Genomic DNA, 25,574 nt, shown 5'->3' on the forward strand with positions numbered 1-25,574 from the left:
TATACCGTTTGGTGATTTAGAAGCAGAAAAGGGAATAAGGGGTGCGGCCTGATGGCCCTCACCCCAGCGCACGGGAGGAGACCGGCATCAATCAGACGCCGACGCTAACGCTTTCAGGCAGGGTGCTGCCGCCATCAATCACGTTTTTGCGTGCCAGTTAAGTAACTGGACTCATCCGACGCCAGGAATGCCGCCAGTTCACCGACCTCAAGTGGGCAGGCCAAGCGGCGCATCGATCGCTTTTGCCATTTCGACTAATACGGATTCAGGATCCTCCGGATTAGACTGACGAGCGATATTTTCCGCCATCGGCGTACGAACGTAGCCTGGGCAAATAGCATTAACGCGAATGCCGGACTGCGCGTATTCCACCGCCAGAGATTTGGTCAAACCAATGATTGCGGCTTTCGACAGCGCGTAGGCCGTTTCGCCCGGATCGGCAACCATATCGCCGGTCACAGAGGACATCATCACGATGCGCCCGTCTTTGCGCGCAATCATCTCCGGCAGAACGGCTTTCGTCACGTTCCAGACGCCTTTAATGTTGATATCAATGTGGAAACCGCGATCTCATCGCTCATATCAAGGAAGTTGCCGAGGCGACATACGCCCGCATTGTTGACCAGAATATCGATTTTGCCTCAATCTTCTTCGCGCGTTTTACCGCTTCCGTGACCGACGCAAAATCTCTGACGTCAGCGTGAACGGCGGTGCAACGGTGCCCGCGCCCAGCCAACTCATCCGCCAGTTTTTCAATCTCATCGGAGATATCCAGCAGGATTAGGTTCGCGCCATGGCGGGCAAATGTTCTGGCGATCCCTTCGCCAATACCCTGAGATGCGCCCGTAATCAATGCCGTTTTGCCCGTGAGTTTTCCCATTTCAATATTCTCCTTTGAATATGAAGCATTCGCTTCATTCACGCAGAAGACAGCAATAACAAATGGTGCTGAGGAATAGCTCACTAAATCAGGTTAATCTCAGGTAAAAAGTCCCCGGCATTGCGGGGACCCAATAGTAAACATGCTCTGACCAAAGTTAACAGAAGACTTACAGCCGTTTTTCCAGCAAATGTGCTCTCATCAACCTGATGCCATCTGCGCATCCTTTTTAATATGAAGCAGTATTTCCCTCTGTTTTGCCGCCGTATCAAGAAAATACTGACGATCGTTCGCAGGTAACGACTCCCTTGTTTTCTCAAAATAAGTAATGAGGACATCAGAGAAAACCTGCAGCACCCGGTTGCCACTCGCCTGTAGCAAGAGCAAATGAAAATCTCTATCGTGACGATCGGCCACACGGGTTATCCGCATTCTTTTCAATAAGCCTTAGCTCATTTTCAAGTTTGGAGAGCATCGCCGGAAAAATTCTACGCGTTGCCAGAGGGATAATCGCGCACTCAATCAGATCCTTGCCTCTGTAAATTCTGTGATATCAAACCCAGACAAATCAAACTGCATTAACAACTGGTGATTGATGTTGTGCTGTTCCAAATTCTTCAAGACGCTGCCACGACGAGGAGATCGTTCCAACATTCCCATCTGTACCAGTGTGCTAAGCGCCTGACGAACTTTATATCTTGATGTATTAAAACGAACGGCAAGCTCAGTTTCAGTTTCAATGCGACCATCAGCATTACGGTTAGCATCATCAAGCAGATAATTTTTAATACTTTCAAACAGTTCGTTTTGTTATCCATAAACACTCTCGGATTAAAGTGCTGCAAAACTGATGAGTATAAATAATCTAATAAGTTAGATTGCTTAATATACTGTTATGGTAAGATTATAGCCCTATTATTCAAATTATACCAAGCCATTTGTTAATAAAAGGAATTAATTATGGTGTTATTCGTAACTCAGTTTGCGATAGTACTTATATGTATCGGTATAGGTGGGCGTTTGGTGGGATTGGCCTGGGGGCTGCTGGCGGTTAGGACTCGCTATCCTGACTTTTGGTTTTTGGACTCCCTCCCGACTCACCTCCTTTCACTGTTATTTCTATTATCCTTGCGGTTATCACTTGCATCACAATCCTCCAGGCGGCTGGCGGGCTTGATTTATTCGTTACGATGGCAGAACGGATCCTCAGAAAGTGGCCGGGCGCGATCACTTTCCTCGGCCCCGCAGTCGCTTACCTTTTTACTGCTATCTGCGGAACAGGATATGTTGCCTTTTCGGTTTATCCAGTCATTGCTGAAATTGCAGCAGATGCCGTAGTACGGCCAGAGAGGGCCATGTCGATGTCAGTAATCGCTGCCAATTTTGGGCTTATTGCCAGCCCGGTCAGTGCGGTCGTTACAGGGACAATTGCTGTCCTTGCTGGATTACATGTCTCTGCTTTAGATATCTTGTTAGTCACCGTTCCCGGAACGTTCCTTGGCTGCGTTGTCGGCTGCCTGTTCGTCTTTAAAAGAGGTCATGAGCTTAAAAATGATCCGGAATTCCAACGCAGGGTTGCTGAAGGTGAGTTTGAATCAGTAAAAGCTGAAGAGCGAACAGCCAATATAGTGACAAAAGAGGCGAAGAGGATTGCTGATTTTCCTTACCGGTATCATTCTGGTCGTACTTATGGGTTCAATTCCTGAATTACGTCCTGAGTGGAATAACGGTACCGGAATGGAGCGATGAGTATCCCTACCACGCTGCAAATAGTTATGCTTGACAACAGCATGTATTATTATGATGGTATGTCGAATTTCTCCGTCAAAATCTCGATTCAGGTTCTGTTTTTAAAGCTGGTCTTGTGGGTGTTGTCGCCATATTTGGTCTGTCATGGATGATGAACTCCTTTTTTGAGGCATGGCACGAGTTATTTAACACGGCTTTCCACGGTTTTCAGAATCCAGTCTTGTTCGGCATTATTGTTTTTGGTCTTTCAGCCGTAATTTATAGCCCCGCAGCGACTGCTGTAGCGCTACCCCCGCTGGCGTGTTAATGGGATATCCGGCAGAAAACCGGGTCGCCTCTGCTCCCGCTGACTTGTGGATCATTCATTATTCGGGGGGCACAGATTGGCTGTGTGGCGTTTGATCGTACCGGGACAACTCGAATTGGCAAGTATGTGGTTAATCACAGTTACATGCTACCTGGTCTTGTTACCGTTGTAGCATCAACCCTTTTGCTTCCTTTTTCCAAAATGCTGATGTAGTGAGAGAGCAATTTAATTGTGGTAAACCTTTCTTCATGGCATCCCCTGAATGAATTCAGAGAGGATGCCTGTTACTCACTTCTGAATAGCGCCACTGCAATTTTCCCATAGAATGTACTTTACAGAACAACCTGAGCAATGAGATAAGCAAAATTACCTGAGAGATAACCATCACAAAGCCCGGACGAATATAGCTATGGTTGACAACAAAGCGTCCATCTTTGTGGTACCTGTTCGATCAAATGCAACAAAGCCGATTTGATTTGCTCCGAGTATAATAAAGTCACCACAGGTACATGCAAAAATAGCGATAAGAAACGGGGCTGGAATACCTAAGGTAACACCGAGTGGCATGATGGCGGCTACCGTCGCCGCCGGGCTCATAATGACCAGCGAGAACAAGAATACAACCACACCAAATAGCATTGGTGCATCATTGACAATGCCACCAAAAACCTTAATCAGTTCTGGCTGATAGGCATCAAAAACGTCGCCGTCATCCATGAAACACCGAGTATTGCTACCACTCCCATCAAACCTGCACGGAAGACTGAGCCGCTATTCAAGGTACTACTTGGTACTTTACTCGACAATCATAATAAACAACGCGGCTGTCAACATGACCATCTGAATAACCATTGGGGTTGATAGTCTTTTTTCCATCCCGGAAGGGAGTAACTCAGTAAAAGAACCTAAAATAAGTACCAGTACCACACCAATCGCAAAGATAACGACACCTTTTTTAGCGCCAGCTGAAGCAACAAATTCTTTTTTTCTGCTCAGTATGCATGAACTCATATTCACCAGCAGCAACTCTCCTCTGGAATTCCGGATCATCCTCCAGCTCTTTTCCGCGTTTATAAACAGAAAAGCTGGTAACAATAGCTGCCATAAAAGAATGATGGGAGAGCAATCGTCAGTATTTGCCCAAGGCTAATCCCGGCATATTCATGCAGAATAGCCAGCATCCCCGCGGTTGCCGCACTCATCGGACTGGCAGCAACCGCGACACTGGCCGCAATAACCGTTGCGGACAACGCTCGCCCGGACGGACCTTTGCTTCAGCAGCAACTTCAGCGACAACCGGATACAAAGAGAAAGCAACGTAAGTAGTCCCACACAGAATAGCGTAAATATGGAAGTTAATATGGGGGCAACAAAAGTAATTGCCTGTGGTTTTTTACGGAGTAATTTTTCAGCCACGCGCACCAGATAATCAAGCCCACCAGCGGCCTGTAATACGTTGACAGCGCCAATCACACAAATAATAATTAGCATTGCAGTAATAGATGGTGCGGAGGGTTTTAGTCCAAAACCCAGAACTAATATTGCAACACCAAGTCCTCCACCAGCACCCAGCCCCATTCCGCCATAACGTCCGCCTATACCAATACAGGCGAGTACAATAAATAATTGTATAAAAAATAAAGCATCCATTTTTCACCTCAAAGCGTCTCCCGGATATTGCATCCGGGAGATATTACTATGCTCGGGATTAGTTTAAATATGATTTAGCAATTTCGATCTGTTTTTTAACAGCATCAGTCCCTGTGCCACCATAAGACATTCTTGATTTAATACATGCTTCGAGAGATATACTCTCATAAATATCATTTTCGATTTTATCATCAAATGGTGGAATTCATCCAGAGTAAGCTCTTCCAACATTTTTCTATGTTTTATACAGTAATTAACAGCACTGCCAACAATATGGTGAGCTTCTCTAAAAGGAATGCCTTTACGAACCGTAGTCAGCCATATCGGTTGCGTTTGAAAATCCTCTGCCGCTGCGCTGCGAGTATTATCTGAAAGAATAACCATTTTTTCGAGCATCGGCGCGCATAATTTTCAGACTTGGTCTGTAAGGTATCCATGAGTCATAGACCTGCTCTTTATCCTCACTCATATCAGTATTATAAGCCAGAGGATACCTTTCATAATGGTCAACACGCCATTAGATTTCCGTACATACGCCCCCCTTTACCGCGCATTTTCAGCCACGTCGGGTTTTTCTTCTGTGGCATGATGCTGGAACCGGTACAGAAATCATCTGAAAGCTCAATAAATTTAAAATCCTGACTTGAGAATAAACCAGTTCTTCTGACAAACGGGTAAGATGCATAAAGCACATAGCAGCGGCGGCAGTGAATTCAACCATATGGTCACGATCGCTGACAGAATCAATACTGCTTTTCAGTCGGCTTGTCAAAGCCAAGCTCTTTAGCCGTGAAATCACGATCAATGGGGAAAGTAGTACCGGCAAGGGCTGCTGAACCTAAAGGGCATTCCCCATGCGTTGATAAAGGTCTGCAAAACGAGTCCAGTCACGGCGTAACATCCAATAATATGCCATTATCCAGTGCGACAGAAGAATAGGCTGACCGGTCTGTAAATGAGTATAGCCAGGCATGATCGCATTAATGTTATTTTCAGCCTTGCTGACAATAACTTTTTGTAGATGAACGATATCCTGCTGAATTTCACGAATAGTCGATCTCATGTGCATTTTTCGAATCGACAGTCGTCTGGTCATTACGACTGCGGCCAGTATGTAGCTTCCCGCCAACAGGACCAATTATTTCTGTCATACGTCTTTCTATCGCCATATGAATATCTTCATCAACGGTATCAAAAACGAATTGCCCTTCCTCAATCTCTTTATTGACCTGCCTTAACCCGCCAATAATCGCATTCGCTTCATCCTGCGTGATAATCCCCTGACGGCCCAGCATAGTGGCGTGAGCAATACTCCCTGAATATCAAAGGGCAGAGACGTTGTTCCAGCATAATTGTCGCATTATAAGATTCGACCAGTTTATTTGTAGGCATATCAAAACGCCCACCCCATAATTTTGTAGACATAAACCTCCAATGACCCTTTGTTGCAAAATGGTTAAATATAAATTCCGTTATTTTCGGTCATTTTCAGATTACAAGACAGCCATTTTAATTCGTCAACAAATGAAGACATTAAATCAATTTATAGTGAAATTAATTACACTTATTATTTATTTTATTTTCATAAATTGTATTAAAAATCTGATCTTCCTCACATTTAAATTGTGATTTAATTGAGATATATTCAGAATTTTTAAAGTAATAAATTGGCATTAATAGTTTATTAATTTAAATAATTCCATTTAATACCGTTCTCATAACCATAAACTGGCAGGTAAATAATAATGAACGTGGGAGGTGATTTTCAGGATGAGCGTCAACGCGAGTGCATCATCAGCATGGCGGACGTTGGGTGGTTCAAGGGAGCTATATTGTGCCAGATGGCGGCATCAGCGCCATCTGGTCATTACAGCGCCAGCAGGCGCTCAACGGACGGGGCGAAGTAGTAGCCGCCGGTCACCGGTTTCGTGAAGCGCAGCATGGCGTCGCGCTTGCCGTCGGTATCACCAAACATGCTCAGCAGTTGCTGTTCAATGTTATACAGGCGCGCGCAGTAGGCGCAGAAGTAAAGGCCGTGCGTGCCGCTGGCCGTACCGTACGGCAGGCTCTGGCGGACAATCTTCAGCCCTTTTCCGTCTTCTTTGAGGTCAACGCGGGTCAGGTGAGAGGTAACGGGACGGTCATCGCCGTCGATCTCTTCGTTGGCTTCTTTGGTTCGGCCAATCATCATCTCCTGGTCGTGCACGCTCATGCGGTTAAGCTGCTTGAGGTTGTGCTCCCAGCGCTGCACGAACACGTAGCTGCCGCCCGCGTCCACACCGTCTTTGATCACCGCCACGTCGCGACGCGTCTCTTCGCCTGCCGGGTTTTCGGTGCCGTCAACGAAGCCGCTCAGATCGCGCTCCTCCACCCAGCGGAAGCCGTGAACCTCTTCCTGCACCTCGATGCTGTCGCCAAAGGCCTCAACAGCAGACTGGGCTACGGAGAAGTTCACGTCGTGACGCAGGGAAAGAATGTGGATCAGCACGTCGTACTGCGTGGCGGGTGCAAGGCCTTTGCCGTAAGGAATAAAGTCTTTTAACTCTTCCGCCCCTTCGCCACCGCTCAGCTGACGCCAGACGTTATTGCCAAAGGCGACAACGGCACCGAGGTGGGCTTCCGGGAATTTAGCCTGGAAGGTCGCCAGTTTATCAACGAACACTTTACTGGCCGCACGCAGGGCATCCACGTCCCCTTTAACATTGGCTTCAATCCAAATCGCCGCGCGGCAATGTTCTGGCAAAATGCCACTCTGAACCTGAGACATCGCTCCTCCTGAAATAAAGATGCCACGTCAGCGTGGCATTGATGGCGGCTATTATACCCGGATTTCAGCAAGACGGTTTGTTCAGGCGCAAATTACTGCTTCCAGAGTATTTTGCTCACTTTCCAGTTTTTCAGCGTGTCGTCAGATGGCATTAACCCCTCCGGGCCGCTCCACTCTCCGGTGAACAGGTAGCTGATGTGCTGGCTGCCTTCAGCCTTACATTCCACCGCAACCTTGTCGTCAGACGGCACGCTGGTGCAGTTGCCGAACGCCTGTTTATAGAGATCGCTAAACGGGGTCCCCACTTTCACACCGGTTGCGGTTGGAATGTCTTCATCCATCACCGCGATACGGTTTACCGTGCCTTTATCACCATTAATCACCAGCGCCAGCGTGTCACCCTTCAGCGCTTCGAAGTAACGCACGATATTGCCATTTTCGGTTTTCATGCCGCTGCGCAGGCGATAATCACTGCTCAGGGCATCCTGAATGGCATCCTGATCCAGCGCCGTTGACGCGGTAATTTTTCCTACACCCTGCTCGGTCACTTCGGTGGAAGAACCAAACCAGTTCCACGGATACGCAGAAGACCAGTTAATAGAGGAGAGCGTCGAACAGCCGGTCAACGCCAGCGGAAGAGCGCATAAAAGTAAACGCAGCGATTTCATTGAAACGTCCTTTCTAATTAAATCAACGCTTGTTGGAGTGCGACTTCGGCAAAAAGTGCCGAATTAATCATCCTGATGCCTAAAACAGGCGTGAAGGCGTGGATTGGTCAGCAGCCACAGCAGCGCCACGATATCGGCAACGACCAGCGCAATACCGATGCCCGTGAGCGGCTCACCGTACCACCAGAGTACCGGCTGCCAGAAGAGCAGCGCAATTTGGGCAAGGATCAGCAACCAGCGAAGCGCGCCCCAAAAGCGGGGGATCAGATGCCGCCGTCCGCTGACCAAAAACGCCAGTACGGCCGGAATGCCCGGCAGCAATCCGATCCAGAATGCATCGTGATCGGGATAGAAGAGATTCAGCAGCGTGTCGCCCTGCCCGCGCGACGCTCCGGCCATTACAAACAGCACCCAGGTGCGGGCCTGTAGCAGCAGAACGCACCAGAACAGAAAAGGCAGCCTGACACGGCCCTGCGCGTCATAGTCAGCCGGATGGATCTCAGTACTCTTCATCTTCGATCAAACGCTTGCCCAGAGTCAGCACGTCAGCGTGCTCGTAGCCCAGACGCTCATACATGCCCAGCACCACGTCGTTATCTTCTCGCACCATAATCTGAATTTTCGGACAGCCGCGAGCGATGAGTTTCTTTTCCAGGCGATTGAGCAGCGCATTGGCAATGCCGCGCGCCCGGTATTCCGGATGCACGCCCAGATAATAGGCCGAACCGCGGTGGCCGTCGTAACCGCCCATCACCGTACCGACAACCTCACCGTTCACTTCCGCGACCAGAAACAAACTGACGTCGTGATTCACCTTACGTTCGATGTCCATTTCCGGGTCGTTCCACGGACGCAGCAGATCGCAGCGCTCCCAAAGGGTAATCACCTCTTCGAAATCTTCCTGGCGAAAAACGCGTATCTCCATGGTATTAACCGCCTTTTTGGGTTTAAAAACAGTGATTATGGCGTGAACCCTGCGTTTAGCCAATAACCGGGGAAAATCTCGCCAAAATTTGGCATAATGTCACTTTGTCACGTATTGAAATGAAAAGTAAAACAATTATCAATAAGGACTGTCGTAACGGTAATCACGATACGATATAACACCAGGATCGCAATTTTTACTATTCAGGCCGCATGAGCACATTCAAACCATTAAAAGCACTCACATCGCGTCGTCAGGTTCTCAAAGCGGGGCTGGCGGCCTTAACGTTAACGGGCATCGCTAAGCAGGCTCAGGCAAAAGACGAGAGCACGCTTAAAACCAGCAACGGGCACAGTAAACCGAAAGCCAAAAAGCCGGGCGCGAAGCGTCTGGTGATGCTCGATCCGGGCCACGGCGGCATCGATACTGGCGCCATCGGCAAAAACGGGTCGAAAGAAAAACACGTCGTGCTGGCGATTGCAAAAAATGTGCGATCGATTTTACGCAGCAACGGCATTGACGCCCGCCTGACGCGCTCCGGGGACACCTTCATTCCGCTGTACGACCGCGTGGAGATCGCCCACCAGCACGGCGCAGATCTGTTTATGTCGATCCACGCAGACGGCTTTACCAACCCTTCGGCAGCAGGCGCATCGGTGTTTGCGCTTTCCAACCGTGGTGCCAGTAGCGCCATGGCAAAATACCTCTCCGACCGCGAAAACCGGGCGGATGAGGTCGCCGGAAAGAAAGCCACCGATAGAGACCATCTGTTGCAGCAGGTGCTGTTCGACCTCGTGCAGACGGACACCATCAAAAACAGCCTGACGCTCGGCTCGCATATCCTGAAGAAGATTAAGCCGGTGCATCGTCTGCACAGTAAAGGCACCGAGCAGGCGGCGTTTGTGGTGCTGAAATCGCCGTCGATTCCGTCGGTGCTGGTGGAAACCTCCTTTATTACCAACCCGGAAGAAGAGCGGCTGCTCGGCACCACGGCGTTCCGCCAGAAGATCGCCAACGCCATCGCCTCCGGCATTATCAGCTACTTCAACTGGTTCGATAACCAAAAAGCGCACTCCAGGAAACGTTGATGAAACCCAATGTACAGCTGGTCAAAAAATTCCTGCTGCAGCTGCAGGATGATATTTGCCGGAAACTGGCCGCCGTAGACGGCGGTGAATTTCAGGAGGATAACTGGCAGCGCGAAGCGGGCGGCGGCGGGCGCAGCCGGGTGCTGCGTAACGGCGGCATCTTCGAACAGGCGGGCGTCAATTTTTCCCATGTTCACGGCGACGCGATGCCCGCGTCTGCGACGGCGCATCGCCCTGAGCTGGCTGGCCGCAGCTTCGAAGCGATGGGCGTCTCGCTGGTGGTGCACCCGCACAACCCGTTTGTGCCGACCAGCCACGCTAACGTGCGCTTTTTCATTGCGGAAAAACCGGGGGCCGATCCGGTCTGGTGGTTTGGCGGCGGTTTCGATTTAACGCCCTATTACGGCTTCGAAGAGGATGCCGTGCACTGGCACACTACCGCGCGCGATCTCTGTCTACCGTTTGGCGAAGACGTCTACCCGAAATTTAAAAAATGGTGCGATGACTACTTTTACCTGAAGCATCGCGACGAGCAGCGCGGCATCGGCGGGCTGTTCTTTGACGATCTCAACACGCCGGATTTTGATACCGCGTTCAGCTTTATGCGCGCGGTGGGCGAAGGCTATACCGACGCTTATCTGCCCATCGTCGAACGCCGTAAAAACACCGACTACGGCGTGCGCGAGCGTGAGTTCCAGCTTTACCGCCGCGGCCGCTACGTGGAGTTCAACCTGGTGTGGGATCGCGGGACGCTGTTCGGCCTGCAGACCGGCGGGCGCACGGAGTCGATTCTGATGTCGATGCCGCCGCTGGTGCGGTGGGAGTACAGCTACGAACCAAAAGAAGGCAGCCCGGAGGCTGCCTTGCGTGAGTTTATTCAGGTTCGGGACTGGGTGTAACCCCCTCACCCCTGCCCTCTCCCAAAGGGAGAGGGAGTATAAATTCCCTCTCCCTTTGGGAGAGGGTGAGGGTAAAAATTACAGAGGCTGCGTTTGCGCCTCAACCACCGCCAGCGCCACCATATTCACGATACGACGCACAGAGGCAATCGGCGTTAACACATGCACCGGTTTCGCCACGCCCATCAGTACCGGTCCTACGGTCACCCCTTCAGAGCTGGAGACGCGCAGCAGGTTATAGCTGATACGCGCCGCTTCCACGTTTGGCATAATCAGTATGTTGGCCGATCCCTTCAGCGGGCTGTCCGGCATGCGTTCGTTACGGATGCTCTCCACCAGGGCGGCATCGCCGTGCATTTCCCCGTCAATCATCAGCTCCGGCGCACGCTCGCGCACCAGCTCCAGCGTCTGACGCATTTTGCAGGCCGCCGCGGATTTAGACGAACCAAAGTTCGAGTGCGACAGCAGCGCCACCTTCGGCTCGATACCAAAGCGGCGCACGGTCTCCGCAGCCATCACGGTGATCTCCGCCAGCTCGTCTGGGGTCGGATCGTCGTTAACGTAGGTGTCAGCAATAAAGGTGTTGCCGCTTGGCAGCAGCAGCGCGTTCATCGCCCCGGCGGTATGGACGCCGTCGCGATAGCCGAAGATCTCCTGCACCACGCTAAAGTGCTCGTGGTAATCGCCAATGGTGCCGCAGATCAGCGCATCCGCTTCGCCGCGATGCACCATGATCGCGCCGATCACCGTGGTGTTGCTGATGACCGCTTTCTGCGCCTGCTCCTGGGTGATCCCACGGCGCTTCATGATCGCGTAGTATTCGCTCCAGTACTCTTTGAAGCGCGGATCGGATTCGTTATTAACGATCTCGAAGTCGACGCCCGGCTTAATCTGCAGGCCGAGCTTTTGAATGCGCATCTCGATGACGCTCGGACGACCAATCAGGATCGGCTTCGCCAGCCCTAAGGTGATCAGCTCCTGAGTGGCGTGCAGCACGCGCGCCTCTTCCCCTTCCGCCAGCACCACGCGCTTCGCGTCGGCACGCGCCTGAGAGAAGATCGGCTTCATGAACAGGTTAGTTTTGTAGACAAACTCGGTGAGCTTATCGACGTAAGCGTCGAAATCCTGAATCGGTCGCGTCGCCACGCCGGAGTCCATCGCCGCTTTGGCAACGGCTGGCGCAATTTTCACAATCAGACGCGGATCGAACGGTTTTGGAATGATGTAGTCCGGGCCAAAGCTCAGATCCTGATCGCCGTACGCAGACGCGACCACTTCGCTCTGCTCGGCGTGCGCCAGCTCCGCGATGGCATGAACGGCGGCAAGCTTCATCTCTTCGTTGATCGCCGTTGCGCCGACGTCCAGCGCGCCGCGGAAGATGAACGGGAAGCAGAGCACGTTATTCACCTGGTTCGGGTAGTCCGAACGGCCGGTACAAATAATGGCATCTTCACGCACCGCTTTCGCCAGCGGCGGCAGGATTTCCGGCTCCGGGTTCGCCAGGGCCAGGATCATTGGCGCACGCGCCATCTTCTTCACCATCTCCTGGGTCAGCACTTTCGGGCCGGAACAGCCGAGGAAGATATCCGCGCCGTCAATGACGTCCTCAAGCGTGCGTTTGCCGTCGTCTTCCACCGCGTACGCCGCCTTGGTTTCCGCCATGTTCGGCTCGCGGTCTTTATAAATAACGCCCTTGGAGTCGCAGACCACAATATTGTGTTTCTGCATACCCAGCGCCACCAGCAGGTTCATACAGGCAATCGCCGCCGCGCCCGCGCCGGAGACCACCATGCGCACGTCGGAGAGATTTTTCTCGACCACGCGCAGGCCGTTCAGAATGGCGGCGGTGCTGATAATCGCGGTCCCGTGCTGGTCATCATGGAACACGGGAATGTTCATACGCTCGCGCAGCTTCTGCTCGATATAGAAACATTCCGGCGCTTTGATGTCTTCCAGGTTGATCCCGCCGAAGGTCGGCTCCAGCGCGGCCACCACGTTGATGAATTTATCGGGATCGAGTTCGTCCACCTCGATATCGAACACGTCGATACCGGCGAATTTCTTGAACAGAACGCCCTTCCCTTCCATCACCGGCTTACCGGCCAGCGCGCCAATGTTGCCCAGCCCCAGCACCGCTGTACCGTTAGAAATAACGGCGACAAGGTTGCCGCGCGCGGTGTATTTGTAGGCTGCCAGCGGGTCTTTTTCGATTTCCAGGCACGGCGCAGCGACGCCTGGCGAATAGGCCAGCGCCAGATCGCGCTGGGTCGCCAGCGGCTTGGTAGGGGAAACCTGGATTTTGCCCGGGACGGGGAACTCGTGAAAATCGAGGGCACTCTGTTTTAACTGATCGTCCATCTTGTTATTCCTTTTACGTATCGGTCAGATAGTATCGCCGCAGGACAGCGCATAAACTTTGAAGGCTGCCAAACTCTCACCATCACACATTAAAAATTGTTATCAATTTATAACAGCCATGTTACCCGTCTCAAAAGCAATGCTTCCCCCGTCTGCTATGCTTTTTTGTTAAGTCCATCATGATTTTCTCAGAAGTGTGAACTAACGCACTCATCTAACTCTTTTATTTCCAAGGAGTAATGATTTATGAACCAGCTAGACGGCATCAAACAATTCACCACCGTGGTTGCAGACAGCGGCGATATCGAGTCGATTCGCCACTATCAGCCGGAAGATGCGACCACCAACCCTTCGCTGCTGCTCAAAGCGGCCGGGCTTGCCCATTTTAGTCATCTGATTGATGACGCCATTGCCTACGGTAAGCAGCGCGGGAAAACGCAGGAGCAGCAGGTCGCCGAAGCCAGCGACAAGCTGGCGGTTAATTTTGGTGCGGAAATTCTGAAAAGCATTCCGGGGCGCGTGTCGACCGAAGTGGACGCCCGCCTCTCGTTTGATAAAGAAAAAAGCATTAACAAAGCCCGCCGCCTGGTGGAACTCTACCAGGAGCAGGGGATCGATAAATCACGCATCCTGATTAAGCTCGCCTCCACCTGGGAAGGCATCCGCGCGGCAGAGGTGCTGGAAAAAGAGGGCATTCACTGCAACCTGACGCTGCTGTTCTCCTTTGCCCAGGCGCGCGCCTGTGCCGAAGCGGGCGTGTTCCTCGTCTCGCCGTTTGTCGGGCGCATCTACGACTGGTATCAGGCAAAACAGCCGATGGATCCCTACGTGGTGGATGAGGATCCGGGCGTTAAATCGGTCCGTAATATCTACGACTACTACAAACAGCACCGCTACGAAACCATCGTGATGGGGGCCAGCTTCCGCCGTACCGAGCAGATCCTCGCCCTGGCTGGCTGCGACCGTCTGACCATCTCCCCTAACCTGCTCCAGGAGCTTCAGGACAAAGAAGAGACGGTGATCCGCAAGCTGGTGCCGACCTCCACCGTTTTGCCAAAACCGAAAGCCATGACCGAAGCGGAGTTCCGCTGGGAGCACAATCAGGACGCAATGGCCGTCGACAAGCTCGCGGATGGCATCCGCCAGTTCGCCGTCGACCAGCGCAAACTCGAAGATCTTCTTGCCGCCAAACTTTAACCTTGCCACGGAGTGAACTATGTCCCGTAAAGAGCTCGCCAATGCCATTCGCGCCCTCAGCATGGATGCCGTGCAGAAAGCCAATTCCGGCCATCCCGGCGCACCGATGGGCATGGCCGATATTGCCGAAGTGTTGTGGAACGACTTCCTGAAGCACAACCCGAATGACCCCACCTGGTACGATCGCGACCGATTTATTCTTTCCAACGGTCACGCATCGATGCTGCTCTACAGCCTGCTGCATCTTTCCGGCTACGACCTGCCGCTTGAGGAGCTAAAAAACTTCCGCCAGCTGCACTCCAAAACGCCGGGCCACCCGGAGATCGGCTATACGCCGGGCGTGGAAACGACGACCGGGCCGCTCGGTCAGGGGTTAGCCAATGCAGTCGGGCTGGCGATTGCCGAACGCACGCTGGCGGCGCAGTTTAACCAGCCGGACCACGAGATTGTCGACCACTATACCTACGTGTTTATGGGTGACGGCTGCCTGATGGAGGGGATTTCGCACGAGGTCTGCTCGCTGGCGGGCACGCTGGGACTCGGCAAGCTGATCGGGTTTTACGATCACAACGGCATCTCTATTGACGGGGAAACCGACGGCTGGTTTACCGACGACACGGCAAAACGCTTCGAAGCCTACCACTGGCACGTGGTGCATGAGATTGACGGGCACGATCCTGAAGCCGTGAAAAAAGCGATTCAGGAAGCGCAGAGCGTGAAGGACAAACCGTCCCTGATTATCTGCCGTACGGTCATCGGCTTCGGCTCGCCGAACAAGGCGGGCAAAGAGGAGGCGCACGGCGCGGCGCTGGGTGACGAAGAAGTGGCGCTGACCCGGCAGAAGCTGGGCTGGAAATACCCACCATTTGAGATCCCGAAAGAGATCTACAGAGCCTGGGATGCCCGCGAAGACGGTGAGAAAGCCCAGCACGCCTGGAACGAAAAATTTGCCGCCTACAAAAAAGCGCATCCGGAGCTGGCGGCCGAGTTTTCACGCCGCATGAGCGGCGGCCTGCCGGAAGACTGGGACGATAAAACCCAGGCGCTGATTGAAAACCTGCAGTCCAATCCGGCGAAAATTGCCACCCGTAAGGCGTCGCAAAATACGCTGAACGCAATAGGTCCTATTCTGCCCGAACTGCTGGGCGGCTCGGCGGATCTGGCGCCGAGTAACCTGACCATCTGGTCCGGCTCGAAATCGCTCAAAGAGGACATCGCCGGGAACTACATCCACTACGGCGTGCGCGAGTTCGGGATGACGGCCATTGCCAACGGCATCGCCCATCACGGCGGCTTTGTGCCCTACACGGCCACCTTCCTGATGTTTGTCGAGTACGCCCGTAACGCGGCGCGCATGGCGGCGCTGATGAAGGCGCGGCAAATCATGGTTTATACCCACGACTCCATCGGGCTGGGGGAAGATGGGCCCACGCACCAGGCGGTTGAACAGCTGGCGAGCCTGCGCCTGACGCCGAACTTCAGCACCTGGCGCCCGTGCGACCAGGTCGAAGCGGCGGTAGGCTGGAAGCTGGCGGTAGAACGCCACAACGGCCCAACGGCATTAATTCTGTCGCGCCAGAACCTGGCGCAGATTGAGCGTACCCCGGAGCAGGTGAAAAACATCGCTCGCGGCGGCTACATCCTGAAAGACAGCGGCGGCAAGCCGGACGTGATCCTGATTGCCACAGGTTCCGAGGTGGAAATCACGGTGAAAGCCGCGGAGAAACTGACCGCCGAAGGACACGCGGTGCGCGTGGTATCTCTGCCTTCAACGGATATTTTTGATGCACAGGATGAGGCGTACCGGGAATCGGTCCTGCCGTCCAGCGTCGCGGCGCGCGTGGCGGTGGAGGCCGGTATTGCCGACTACTGGTACAAGTATGTTGGGCTCAAAGGGGCGATTGTCGGCATGCGGGGCTACGGTGAGTCCGCCCCTGCCGATAAGCTGTTCCCGTACTTCGGCTTTACCGTTGAGAACGTGGTGGAGAAGGCGCTGAGCGTGCTGTAGTGCGGTCTGCGTTGCCGGGTGGCGCTGTCGCTTACCCGGCCTACGGTTCGAAGTGTTCTAGATCCGGCACATTGTCACATACCGCAGGATTCGTAGGCCGGGTAAGGCGAAGCCGCCACCCGGCAAAAAGCTACCGCGTAATCCACAGCGTGGGCCAGGCGTCTGGCCCGTTCCAGTTATCACAGCTGGGCTCTTCCGCATAGCGGACCAGGCGGAAGCGCTGGCCGTCAAAACGCCAGCGCGTCTGGATCCCGCAGTCCCCAATGCCCCGCCCTAACGCCAGCGTGGTCAGCTCACGCGTTTTCTCATCAAAGCTGGCATTCATCAGCTCCATCTCGCTGCTGTTGCTTGAAGGGGTAAATGGCAGACGCAACCTGATGCTACGGGCAGAAAATGGCTTTTTGCGCGAAACCTGCCATGCCAAATCGACGGTGTTATACGCCCCGGCTTCGCAGCTGACGATCAGCAGCGCTTTGTCATCGGTTAACGCGGTAACGCGGACTTCACGGCGGTTCGGATCAAGTGAGCATTGACTGTTATTCATCCGCCAGGTGCCATAATCCAGCAGGTCGTTCAACTCTTCATGGGTCAGCGGCGTCGGTGTCGGGTTGACGACCGCCACCTCTTTTAATGCGGGTGCGGGCGGCACGCTCAGCGGCGGACTGTTCCCTTTTTTTATCCAGGCGGTTTTGCTGCCGACGCGTTTTTGCTGGGCATCGATAAACAGCAGCGCCGCTTTCAGGCCATCCAGTGAGATAACCTGCTTACCACCCTTCAACGTCAGAGCGTGCCCTTCCTGAATGTTTTTCAAAAAAGCGGTGATGGTGGCGGCATCGTCAGTCTTCAGATGCCAGGGCGTTAATTGCCAGTGCTGAGGCGAAAGCTTAAGCGGTACGTCATCCAGCAGCAGTCGCGGCGCGATATCAGGCTCTTTCACGGCGGGGTCAGAAAGCCCACCGAGATCGATCCGCAGCGTGGCGTCCGTTTTCGCGCCCGCGCTGCGGCTGAGCGTCATGACCAGACCGCGATGTTCACCGGTATTTCGCGCAACGCAAAAATTCTGGTTATTGCAGGTGACCTGCCAGTCAGAGAAGGACTGCTGGGCGGGGGCTGCCCACACCAATGGCGCGGGTAGCACGCAAAACAGGAAGAGAATAAAAACGCAGTAGCGCATGGATGGCACAATCCCAGAAACGAAAACGTCAAACTGGGCAGTATCTTCGTGTCCGAACCGGGCTTGCTCAATCGGATTTATCGGATAGATTTATCTGAAATGTAATCTATCACCGTTCGAAAGAGGGGCTCATGATCCCGGTCGTTTGCAGGTACTGCAATAATATTACGGCTTTACCGTCCCTGATCTCTCCGCTTCTCACCATTGCCAGTGCCTGAGAAAACGGCATTTCCAGCACCTCAATATCTTCATCCTCGACGCCACCGCCCCGGTGAGTGCGCTGCGCATCGTGGTATTCCGCAATGAAGAAGTGGACAATTTCCGTCACGCCGCCTGGCGACATGAACAGTTCGAACACCTTTTTCACCTCACCCACTTCAAAGCCCGTTTCTTCAACGGCCTCTTTGCGGATACAAACCTCAGGCTCATCATCGTCAAGCAGGCCAGCGCAGGTTTCAATTAATCGTCCGTCAGGATTGCCATTCACCCATGTCGCCACCCGGAACTGGCGAATCAATACCACGCTCTGTTTTTCACGGTTGTAGAGCAAAATGGTTGCGCCATTGCCACGGTCGTAGACCTCGCGCTTGTGGCGGATCACTTCACCATTCTTACGCGTTAAATCATAGGTGATGTTACGCAGGACAAAGTAATTTTCGGACAGGATTTTGTCTTTAATAACGTCAATTTTGAGGGTCATACGGGCTCCACGACATAATGAGTGCAGTTATACTACGCCGTGGAGCGCGCTTTGTCGCCGGTCGGATTTAGTGCGCCGTTGGCGCTGTTATCTCAAGCCAGTCGAGAATACCCTGCGCCGCATGGCGCCCCTCAGCCATCGCAGTGACCACTAAATCGGCACCGCGCACAGCGTCACCTCCGGCAAAAATTTGCGGGTTGCTGGTCTGGTAACGATAGTGCCCTTCGACAGAGGCAATGATGCGCCCCCAGTCATCCGTTTCCACGCCCTGGGCCTGCAGCCAGGGCATCGCGTGCGGGTTAAAGCCAAACGCCATGATCACCGCATCGGCAGGCAGGACGAACTCACTGCCTGCAACCGGAACGGGACGACGACGACCCTGCGCATCCGGTTCACCCAGTTCGGTGCGCAGCATCCGGATACCGTTGACCTTCCCGTCCGAAGCAAGCGTCAGCTCGACGGGCTGGACGTTAAATTCAAACGCCGCCCCCTCCTCTTTCGCGTTCTTCACCTCTTTTTTCGACCCCGGCATGTTGGCCTCGTCCCGGCGATAGGCACAGGTCACTTTGGCGGCCCCCTGCCGCAGCGCGGTTCGCACGCAATCCATCGCCGTATCCCCTCCGCCGAGTACCACCACATTCAGCCCCTGCGTGTCGATAAACGGCTCAGAGGCGCTCGACTCAAGCCCCATCACATGGCGGGTGTTCGCCACCAGGAACGGCAACGCGTCATAGACACCCGGCGCATCTTCATGAGGGATACCGGCCTTCATGGAGCGGTAGGTTCCTACGCCAATAAACAGGGCATCATAATCACGCTGCAGCTGCGTCAGAGAGACATCGCGTCCCACTTCGCAGTTGAGTTCGAACCGGATCCCCATCGCGGTAAATATCTCTCTGCGCCGCGCGAGCAGGGATTTATCCAGCTTGAAGGCGGGAATGCCAAACGTCAGCAGTCCGCCGATTTCCGGATGGCGGTCATACACCGTCACGCTCACGCCGCTGCGCACCAGCACGTCGGCGCACGCCAGCCCTGCCGGGCCCGCACCAATAATGGCCACCCGCTTGTCCACCGGGAGGACGCCGCTCATGTCCGGCGTCCAGCCCATCGCCAGCGCCTGGTCTGAGATGTAGCGCTCGATATTACCAATGGTCACGGAACCCGACTCATCGCGCAACGTGCAGGCTCCCTCGCATAAGCGGTCCTGCGGGCAAACGCGGCCCGTAATTTCCGGTAAACAGTTGGTTTGGTGGGAGAGCTCTGCCGCACCGGTGATATCCCCCGCGTTGACGCGCGCAATCCACTGCGGAATGTGGTTGTGCAGCGGGCAGGCCCACTCGCAGATGCTGTGCTCCCCGCAGGTCAGGCAGCGGGACGCCTCACGTCTGGCCTGTTCAGCCCGAAACGGCAGATAGATTTCGTTGAAATGGCAGGCGCGTTCTTGTGCCGTCAGCTTGTCTGGCTCGCCCCGTGGAGGAGTATTGTGCAACTGCTGTAGTTTGGTTTGCGGCTGAACCTGTTGCACCGCCTCGCCGTACCACGGCTGCGCTTCCAGTCGCGCGGTGCGCGTGCGCCGCGCTTTCGACAGGTTATCCAGCACGGCGGGGGTGGCAAGCGTGAGCACGTCAGCCGGGCAGTTTTCAATACAGGCAGGCCCCTGAGACCGCGCCAGGCAGAGATCGCATTTATGTGCCGACGCCTTCACGCTCGCGTTATCCAGCGGCGTAACGATGATGTCCATCGTGCCGAACGGGCAGGCTACCACGCAGGCTTTGCAACCAATGCATTTATGTTGATTCACCTGTACGCTGTCGCTGTGCTTGCTGATAGCCCCGTTCGGGCAGCTGTGCGCGCAGGGGGCATTTTCGCAATGGTGGCAGGTAACGGGACTGTTCTTCCCCTCTGATTTGAGGACCGTAATACGGGGATGAAAATGGCGCTCACTCAGAACATGTTGCTCATCGTTGTGCGCCATCACACACGCGACCTCACAGGCACGACACCCTATGCATTGCTGGCTGTTGGCCATAATAAAACGATTCATAACGACACCTGTTTTTGGTTCAATAACCTTATTCTTTCTATATGTACTGTATTTAGCCACGGTGACGTGTTCAGGCAATGTTCAAATGCCCAGAAAGCCGAACTATCTCCAGTGAACCTGTGGCAGATCAATTTATTCAGGAAGCTGATTTGTGACCGTTAAACGCCCTGTTTCCGGAAGCCTGGCTCGGGCTTTCTTTTCGATGATTGTGTTATCCGTTATGACCAGCGCCATCGCGCTGATGACACTCGCCAGCAGCCAGCGAGACGCTGAGGCGATTAACATTGCGGGTTCGCTGCGTATGCAGAGCTACCGCCTGGGCTACGAGATGCAGCGCGCAAGTCCGTCACTGATGGAACACCGTGAAGCCTGGCAGCAGACGCTGAGCGCCCCTGCGCTGCAGACGTTGAACCGCTGGTATGTGCCGGACGATGTTAAACAGCGCTACCACCAGCTGCATCTTGCCTGGCAGGAGATGAGCCAGCGCATCGCCAGCGGCGACACCGCATGGTATCAGGCCCACATTGAGGATTTCGTCGGCCGTATTGATGCCTTTGTGCTGGCGCTTCAGCACTACACCGAACATAAAATTCAGCTGGTGATCCTGATGTCGCTGGCGGGTGGACTGAGCATTCTGCTGCTGGCGCTGGCGACGCTGCGGCGGATCCGCCGTCAGGTGGTACTGCCGCTGAACAATCTGGTCGCGGCCAGCGAGCGTATCGAACAGGGACAATTTGATACGCCCGCACCGGATACCGCCCTGCCCAACGAGCTGGGCCAGCTTTCCCGCGCGTTTAACCATATGTCAGCGGAACTGCATTCGCTTTATCGCTCGCTTGAGCAATCCGTGGCCGAAAAGACGCAGCACCTGAATGAGGCGCACCAGCAGCTCGAAATGCTGTTCAAATGTTCTCAGGCGCTGAATACCGGACAGATAGACAGCCATTGTTTCAGGCATATTTTGCAGATCGTGCATGAATACACGCAGATAAATTATCTGGCGCTGCGGACCAGTGACGACTGGCAACTGTTCGAAGGCAGCGAAGCCGAAGGCGCGGAACTGCACAGTTTGCCTGTTCTGATGCAGGACACCCTGTATGGCGAACTGCGCTGGCAGAGCGAGACCGGGGGCGTGTCACTCCCGCTGATGAAGAGCGTGGCGACGATGCTGGGGCGCGGGCTTTACTTCAACCAGGCGCAAAAACACTATCAACAGCTGCTGCTGATGGAAGAGCGCGCCACCATCGCCCGCGAACTGCATGATTCGCTGGCGCAGGTGTTATCCTATCTGCGCATTCAGCTTGCCCTGCTCAAACGCGCCGTCCCGGATGAGAATGCCCAGGCGCAGACCATCATCACGGACTTCTCGCGCGAGCTTAACAACGCCTGGCACCAGCTGCGTGAACTGCTCACCACCTTCCGCCTGACGCTCAACCACGCAAACCTGCCCGCCGCGCTGCAGGAGTCTCTCGAGGGATTGCAAACCCAGACGAAGGCGAAGCTGGTTCTCGATTGTCGACTCTCATCCCTGGCCCTGGATGCGCAAAAACAGGTGCATTTGCTGCAGATTGTGCGTGAAGCGGTGCTGAACGCCATCAAACATGCCGACGCGAGCGAGATCACCGTCAGCTGCATTACCGCCGCTGACGGTACGCACAGCGTGGCGGTACGCGATAACGGTATTGGCATTGGCGAGGCGAACGAACCGCCGGGCCACTACGGGCTGAACATCATGCGCGAACGTGCAGAACGGCTCGGCGGAACGCTGCGCTTTTCACAGCCGAAAAACGGCGGAACGGAGGTCACCGTCACTTTCCGTTCACCCGCAGCGCTGGCGGGTAAATAACGGTAAAGGGGAACGCGCAGGGAAAAGCGCATGATAATTTACATTATCTCCTTTATTTCTCCACGTTTGACCTGGGCCTAACCGCTAAAGTTATGCGGGCAATAAACAATAATGACGTGCAGCAAAACGAGGTCACACTTTCATGGCGAATTTCTTCATCGATCGCCCCATTTTTGCCTGGGTACTTGCCATTCTGTTATGTCTGACGGGTGTTCTGGCGATTACTTCACTTCCTGTTGAGCAATACCCCGATCTGGCGCCGCCAAATGTGCGCGTCACGGCAAACTATCCTGGCGCATCAGCCCAGACGCTGGAAAATACCGTCACCCAGGTGATCGAGCAGAACATGACGGGTCTCGATAACCTGATGTACATGTCCTCACAGAGCAGCGCCACCGGTCAGGCTACGGTGACACTGAGTTTTACGGCGGGAACCGACCCGGACGAAGCGGTGCAGCAGGTGCAAAACCAGCTGCAGTCGGCCCTGCGTAAGCTACCGCAGGCGGTGCAGAACCAGGGCGTGACCGTACGTAAAACCGGTGACACCAATATTTTAACCATCGCGTTTGTCTCCACCGATGGTTCGATGGATAAGCAGGATATCGCTGACTACGTGGCGAGTAATATCCAGGATCCGCTCAGCCGTATTAACGGCGTGGGGGATATCGACGCCTACGGCTCGCAGTATTCCATGCGCATCTGGCTGGATCCCAACAAGCTGAACAGCGTGCAGATGACGGCCAAGGACGTGACTGACGCCATCGAATCGCAGAACGCTCAGATCGCCGTCGGTCAGCTGGGCGGTACACCCTCTGTCGATAACCAGGCGCTAAACGCGACCATTAACTCTCAGTCCCTGCTCCAGACGCCCGATCAGTTCCGTAATATCACCCTGCGGGTCAATCAGGACGGCTCTGAAGTACGGCTGGGCGATGTCGCGACCGTGGAAATGGGCGCGGAAAAGTATGATTATCTGAGCCGCTTTAACGGCAACCAGGCATCCGGCTTAGGGGTGAAACTGGCCTCCGGCGCGAACGAAATGGCAACCGCCGAACGGGTGCTAAATCGCCTTGACGAACTGTCGCACTATTTCCCGCACGGGCTGGAATACAAAGTCGCCTACGAAACCACCTCCTTCGTTAAAGCCTCTATTGAAGACGTGGTGAAAACCCTGCTGGAAGCGATCGGGCTGGTGTTCCTGGTCATGTACCTGTTCCTGCAAAACTTCCGCGCCACGCTTATTCCCACCATTGCGGTTCCGGTGGTGCTGCTCGGCACCTTCGCCGTGCTGTATGCCTTTGGTTACAGTATCAATACCTTAACCATGTTCGCGATGGTGCTGGCGATTGGCCTGCTGGTGGATGACGCCATCGTGGTGGTGGAAAACGTCGAACGCATCATGAGCGAAGAAGGACTCTCGCCGCGCGAAGCCACGCGAAAATCGATGGGGCAAATACAGGGCGCGCTTGTTGGTATTGCGATGGTGCTCTCAGCGGTGTTTATCCCGATGGCGTTCTTTGGCGGCACCACCGGTGCGATTTACCGCCAGTTTTCCATCACGATTGTCTCCGCGATGGTGCTCTCGGTGCTGGTGGCGATGATCCTCACCCCTGCCCTCTGCGCCACCCTCCTCAAGCCGTTACATAAAGGCGAGCATCACGGGCAAAAAGGCTTTTTCGGCTGGTTTAACCGCATGTTCAACCGCAACGCGGCGCGCTATGAGGCGGGCGTGGGTAAGATCCTGCATCGCAGCGTGCGCTGGATGGCGATTTATGTCCTGCTATTAGGCGGAATGGTGTTCCTGTTCCTGCGTCTGCCAACCTCCTTCCTGCCGCTGGAAGATCGCGGCATGTTTATCACCTCCGTTCAACTGCCAAGCGGTTCTACGCAGCAACAAACGTTGAAGGTGGTGCAGAAGGTTGAGAACTATTTCCACACCAAAGAGAAAGATAACGTTGTTTCCGTCTTCTCCACCGTCGGCTCGGGCCCGGGCGGGAACGGGCAGAACGTCGCACGCATGTTCGTGCGCCTGAAAGACTGGGATCAGCGCGACAGCGACACAGGCTCCTCGTTCGCCATTATTGAACGCGCGACGAAAGCCTTCAGTCATATCAAAGAAGCGCGCGTATTTGCCAGCAGCCCTCCGGCCATCAGCGGTCTGGGGAGTTCCGCCGGGTTTGATATGGAGCTGCAGGATCACGCGGGAGCCGGACATGACGCGTTAATGGCTGCGCGCGATAAATTGCTCGATCTGGCCAGCAAGGATCCACAGCTGACCCGCGTCCGTCACAACGGTCTGGATGACAGCCCGCAACTCCAGGTCGATATCGACCAGCGTAAAGCGCAGGCGCTCGGCGTATCCATTGATGACATCAACGACACGCTGCAAACGGCCTGGGGCTCAAGCTACGTCAACGACTTTATGGATCGCGGCCGCGTGAAAAAGGTCTACGTTCAGTCTGCCGCCAAATACCGTATGCTGCCGGACGATATTAACCGCTGGTATGTGCGTAATAACGCAGGGGGCATGGTGCCGTTCTCCGCCTTCGCCACGTCGCGTTGGGAAACCGGCTCACCGCGCCTAGAACGCTACAACGGCTACTCGGCGCTGGAGATCGTAGGTGAAGCCGCGCCGGGCGTCAGTACCGGTACCGCGATGGATATTATGGAAAAACTGGTGCAGCAGTTGCCAACCGGGTTTGGCCTGGAGTGGACGGCGATGTCGTATCAGGAGCGGCTCTCCGGTGCACAGGCCCCTGCGCTGTACGCCCTGTCGCTGCTGGTAGTTTTCCTCTGCCTTGCCGCACTGTATGAGAGCTGGTCAGTACCGTTCTCGGTAATGCTGGTGGTGCCGTTAGGCGTCATCGGTGCGCTGCTGGCAACCTGGATGCGCGGCCTGGAGAACGATGTTTACTTCCAGGTGGGGCTGCTGACCGTGATTGGCCTGTCGGCCAAAAACGCCATTCTGATCGTGGAATTTGCCAATGAGATGAATGCGAAAGGCCAGGACCTGCTAGCCGCAACGCTGTACGCTTGCCGCCAGCGTTTACGCCCGATTCTGATGACCTCTCTGGCGTTTGTCTTCGGGGTGCTGCCGATGGCGACCAGTTCGGGTGCCGGTTCCAGCAGCCAGCATGCGGTCGGTACCGGGGTGATGGGGGGAATGATTTCAGCCACGATTCTGGCTATTTATTTCGTGCCGCTGTTCTTTGTGCTGGTGCGACGTCGCTTCCCGCTGAAGGAAAAGCCTGAGTAACCAATGAAATAAAAAAGGCGGCTTTCGAAGCCGCCTTTTTATTGTGTGATTCATTCAC

27 protein-coding genes and 1 pseudogene are annotated in these 25,574 nt (G+C 54.3%); 8 read left to right on the top strand and 20 right to left on the bottom strand.

The genetic code is table 11. The features are described from left to right. Positions 1-91: 91 nt before the first annotated feature. From ucpA to HV355_RS24440, 3 genes and pseudogenes are all read right to left on the bottom strand, one after another. Positions 92-880: pseudogene (gene ucpA / locus HV355_RS04830) on the bottom strand (SDR family oxidoreductase UcpA). 201 nt (positions 881-1,081) lie between these two features. Next, a complete protein-coding gene (locus HV355_RS24110) occupies positions 1,082-1,297 on the bottom strand; it encodes an FCD domain-containing protein (RefSeq protein WP_346010225.1) in 216 nt (71 codons plus the stop codon). Positions 1,298-1,402: 105 nt separating this feature from the next. Beyond that, positions 1,403-1,681, bottom strand: coding sequence for a GntR family transcriptional regulator (locus HV355_RS24440; RefSeq protein WP_346010232.1), 279 nt, complete (start codon positions 1,679-1,681; stop codon positions 1,403-1,405). A gap of 272 nt (positions 1,682-1,953) precedes the next feature. On the opposite strand from HV355_RS24440, the gene HV355_RS24115 reads away from it, so the two are divergent. Both HV355_RS24115 and HV355_RS24120 read left to right on the top strand, forming a co-directional pair. Further along, complete coding sequence (locus HV355_RS24115) at positions 1,954-2,586, top strand: anaerobic C4-dicarboxylate transporter family protein (RefSeq protein WP_249420818.1); 633 nt, start codon at positions 1,954-1,956, stop codon at positions 2,584-2,586. A gap of 158 nt (positions 2,587-2,744) precedes the next feature. Beyond that, positions 2,745-2,936, top strand: coding sequence for an anaerobic C4-dicarboxylate transporter family protein (locus HV355_RS24120; protein WP_346010226.1), 192 nt, complete (start codon positions 2,745-2,747; stop codon positions 2,934-2,936). A 384-nt stretch (positions 2,937-3,320) separates the two neighbouring features. Here the strand turns inward: HV355_RS24120 and HV355_RS24125 are convergent, their stop codons facing one another. The 13 genes from HV355_RS24125 to HV355_RS04870 form a co-directional block, all read right to left on the bottom strand. Beyond that, positions 3,321-3,653 carry an anaerobic C4-dicarboxylate transporter family protein gene (locus HV355_RS24125; RefSeq protein WP_249420819.1) on the bottom strand — a complete coding sequence of 111 codons (333 nt, stop codon included), beginning with the start codon at positions 3,651-3,653 and terminating at the stop codon, positions 3,321-3,323. After that, positions 3,611-3,742 carry an anaerobic C4-dicarboxylate transporter family protein gene (locus tag HV355_RS24130; RefSeq protein ID WP_346010227.1) on the bottom strand — a complete coding sequence of 44 codons (132 nt, stop codon included), beginning with the start codon at positions 3,740-3,742 and terminating at the stop codon, positions 3,611-3,613. Before HV355_RS24130 ends, HV355_RS24125 begins: the two co-directional genes overlap by 43 nt. Next, positions 3,732-3,986, bottom strand: a complete 255-nt coding sequence (locus tag HV355_RS24135; RefSeq protein WP_249420821.1) for an anaerobic C4-dicarboxylate transporter family protein — start codon at positions 3,984-3,986, stop codon at positions 3,732-3,734. Before HV355_RS24135 ends, HV355_RS24130 begins: the two co-directional genes overlap by 11 nt. A gap of 20 nt (positions 3,987-4,006) precedes the next feature. Beyond that, the gene (locus HV355_RS24370; RefSeq protein ID WP_275943566.1) at positions 4,007-4,138 is read right to left on the bottom strand and encodes a hypothetical protein; all 132 of its coding nucleotides are present in this window, start codon (positions 4,136-4,138) and stop codon (positions 4,007-4,009) included. Continuing rightward, positions 4,098-4,586, bottom strand: coding sequence for an anaerobic C4-dicarboxylate transporter family protein (locus HV355_RS24140; RefSeq protein WP_249420822.1), 489 nt, complete (start codon positions 4,584-4,586; stop codon positions 4,098-4,100). Before HV355_RS24140 ends, HV355_RS24370 begins: the two co-directional genes overlap by 41 nt. 63 nt (positions 4,587-4,649) lie before the next feature. After that, positions 4,650-4,982, bottom strand: a complete 333-nt coding sequence (locus tag HV355_RS24145) for a hypothetical protein (protein WP_249420823.1) — start codon at positions 4,980-4,982, stop codon at positions 4,650-4,652. Between the two features lie 110 nt (positions 4,983-5,092). After that, complete coding sequence (locus HV355_RS24445) at positions 5,093-5,278, bottom strand: lyase family protein (protein ID WP_346010228.1); 186 nt, start codon at positions 5,276-5,278, stop codon at positions 5,093-5,095. A gap of 146 nt (positions 5,279-5,424) precedes the next feature. Then, a complete protein-coding gene (locus HV355_RS24450; RefSeq protein ID WP_346010229.1) occupies positions 5,425-5,682 on the bottom strand; it encodes a lyase family protein in 258 nt (85 codons plus the stop codon). Next, positions 5,630-5,881, bottom strand: a complete 252-nt coding sequence (locus HV355_RS24150) for a lyase family protein (RefSeq protein WP_249420824.1) — start codon at positions 5,879-5,881, stop codon at positions 5,630-5,632. Before HV355_RS24150 ends, HV355_RS24450 begins: the two co-directional genes overlap by 53 nt. 572 nt (positions 5,882-6,453) lie before the next feature. After that, positions 6,454-7,353: a Dyp-type peroxidase gene (locus tag HV355_RS04855; RefSeq protein WP_120157752.1), complete on the bottom strand. Its 900-nt coding sequence runs from the start codon at positions 7,351-7,353 to the stop codon at positions 6,454-6,456. Positions 7,354-7,445: 92 nt separating this feature from the next. Then, a complete protein-coding gene (locus HV355_RS04860; protein WP_010433775.1) occupies positions 7,446-8,021 on the bottom strand; it encodes an RpoE-regulated lipoprotein in 576 nt (191 codons plus the stop codon). A gap of 63 nt (positions 8,022-8,084) precedes the next feature. Beyond that, positions 8,085-8,534 carry a DUF2919 domain-containing protein gene (locus HV355_RS04865; protein WP_010433777.1) on the bottom strand — a complete coding sequence of 150 codons (450 nt, stop codon included), beginning with the start codon at positions 8,532-8,534 and terminating at the stop codon, positions 8,085-8,087. Beyond that, entirely contained in the window at positions 8,521-8,946 is a 426-nt protein-coding gene (locus HV355_RS04870) for a GNAT family acetyltransferase (protein WP_003861292.1), read from the bottom strand. Before HV355_RS04870 ends, HV355_RS04865 begins: the two co-directional genes overlap by 14 nt. A gap of 212 nt (positions 8,947-9,158) precedes the next feature. Here HV355_RS04870 and amiA point away from each other — a divergent pair, with 212 nt between their 5' ends. Further along, positions 9,159-10,034, top strand: a complete 876-nt coding sequence (amiA, locus tag HV355_RS04875) for an N-acetylmuramoyl-L-alanine amidase AmiA (protein WP_182401066.1) — start codon at positions 9,159-9,161, stop codon at positions 10,032-10,034. Further along, positions 10,034-10,933: an oxygen-dependent coproporphyrinogen oxidase gene (gene hemF, locus HV355_RS04880; protein WP_182401068.1), complete on the top strand. Its 900-nt coding sequence runs from the start codon at positions 10,034-10,036 to the stop codon at positions 10,931-10,933. The genes amiA and hemF overlap by 1 nt, the downstream gene beginning before the upstream one ends. 78 nt (positions 10,934-11,011) lie before the next feature. Here the strand turns inward: hemF and maeB are convergent, their stop codons facing one another. After that, on the bottom strand, positions 11,012-13,291 hold the full coding sequence (gene maeB / locus HV355_RS04885) for an NADP-dependent oxaloacetate-decarboxylating malate dehydrogenase (protein WP_010433785.1): 2,280 nt from the start codon (positions 13,289-13,291) through the stop codon (positions 11,012-11,014). Between the two features lie 246 nt (positions 13,292-13,537). Between maeB and tal the strand changes: the two genes are divergently transcribed. Together tal and tkt are read left to right on the top strand one after the other, a co-directional pair. Then, positions 13,538-14,488 carry a transaldolase gene (tal, locus tag HV355_RS04890; RefSeq protein ID WP_010433786.1) on the top strand — a complete coding sequence of 317 codons (951 nt, stop codon included), beginning with the start codon at positions 13,538-13,540 and terminating at the stop codon, positions 14,486-14,488. Positions 14,489-14,507: 19 nt separating this feature from the next. Beyond that, positions 14,508-16,496, top strand: a complete 1,989-nt coding sequence (tkt, locus tag HV355_RS04895; protein WP_182401070.1) for a transketolase — start codon at positions 14,508-14,510, stop codon at positions 16,494-16,496. 130 nt (positions 16,497-16,626) lie between these two features. Here tkt and HV355_RS04900 read toward each other — a convergent pair whose 3' ends face one another. The 3 genes from HV355_RS04900 to aegA all read right to left on the bottom strand — a co-directional run bounded on the left by HV355_RS04900 (position 16,627) and on the right by aegA (position 20,414). Then, a complete protein-coding gene (locus HV355_RS04900; protein WP_108416681.1) occupies positions 16,627-17,670 on the bottom strand; it encodes a DUF1176 domain-containing protein in 1,044 nt (347 codons plus the stop codon). 109 nt (positions 17,671-17,779) lie between these two features. Further along, complete coding sequence (nudK, locus tag HV355_RS04905; protein ID WP_174340880.1) at positions 17,780-18,370, bottom strand: GDP-mannose pyrophosphatase NudK; 591 nt, start codon at positions 18,368-18,370, stop codon at positions 17,780-17,782. Between the two features lie 67 nt (positions 18,371-18,437). Continuing rightward, entirely contained in the window at positions 18,438-20,414 is a 1,977-nt protein-coding gene (aegA, locus tag HV355_RS04910; protein WP_182401072.1) for a formate-dependent uric acid utilization protein AegA, read from the bottom strand. A gap of 151 nt (positions 20,415-20,565) precedes the next feature. Here aegA and narQ point away from each other — a divergent pair, with 151 nt between their 5' ends. Both narQ and acrD read left to right on the top strand, forming a co-directional pair. Then, positions 20,566-22,260 (top strand): nitrate/nitrite two-component system sensor histidine kinase NarQ, encoded by a 1,695-nt coding sequence (narQ, locus tag HV355_RS04915; protein WP_108416685.1) that lies wholly within the window; start codon positions 20,566-20,568, stop codon positions 22,258-22,260. A 142-nt stretch (positions 22,261-22,402) separates the two neighbouring features. Beyond that, positions 22,403-25,516, top strand: coding sequence for a multidrug efflux RND transporter permease AcrD (gene acrD, locus HV355_RS04920; protein ID WP_089597861.1), 3,114 nt, complete (start codon positions 22,403-22,405; stop codon positions 25,514-25,516). The last annotated feature ends 58 nt before the right edge of the window (positions 25,517-25,574 follow it).

Source organism: Enterobacter sp. RHBSTW-01064 (assembly GCF_014103035.1).
GTDB classification, from domain to species: Bacteria; Pseudomonadota; Gammaproteobacteria; order Enterobacterales; family Enterobacteriaceae; genus Enterobacter; species Enterobacter mori.